At 47.1% G+C, this 643-nt stretch carries 1 protein-coding gene and 1 pseudogene; one reads left to right on the top strand and one right to left on the bottom strand.

The annotated features are described in order from the left end of the window. A partial coding sequence (locus tag R8N49_RS28005; protein WP_412034930.1) for an MATE family efflux transporter occupies positions 1-368 on the bottom strand: 368 nt, incomplete at its 3' end. 90 nt (positions 369-458) lie between these two features. Here R8N49_RS28005 and R8N49_RS28000 point away from each other — a divergent pair. Continuing rightward, positions 459-643, top strand: a pseudogene (locus R8N49_RS28000) (AraC family transcriptional regulator); the annotation flags it as partial.

Below are 643 nucleotides of genomic sequence, written 5' to 3'. Positions count from 1 at the left end.
TCAATCACTCGTGTATCGCTGGTTTGTAAACGCATGATGAGTTCGCTACCAAGCGTGATGATCAACGTCACTGGGATAAGCACTTTTAAGCCAAATCGGATGGCGATACCAGTGACGGTTTTGGCACTGACGGCATCATTTCGCCCCCAATATTGAGCAACGAGCGTGCCGTTGGCAGAGGCTAGACCGGCCATGATCATGATCGCTACGAAATGCCATTTTGATGCAATTCCCACAGCCGCTGTCGCTTCTTTACCAAAGTCACTAACCATGAGAACATCAGCCAATGCCAATATCGCGACAAGCGCGCTTTGGATTGCGACAGGAAAACCTAAGCGAATAATCTGACGTAACAAGTCGCCAGACATAGGATTTGTTTGGTTTTTGATGTCAATATTGTTCGTCATAGTCACTCCTCAGTTTGTGGGGGAATATAAAACCAACCGAGGCATAAAGACATGTTCGAAAATCGACAAAACCTGTGCAAATACGTCATCGGTCAATCCTCTCCTCAACATGAGTGGCACGATGACGTCTACCTTGCGCCTGCGTGCAAAGAACGTTTTCTTACGCTAACGGAAATTCCAGAATGGCAACGTGCCGATATTTTTATGGCGGGATTGGCTGAGCTGTACGACGGTTA

It is taken from the genome of Vibrio sp. 1978 (genome assembly GCF_033344345.1).
This window is presented reverse-complemented; position numbering and strand designations above follow the sequence as displayed.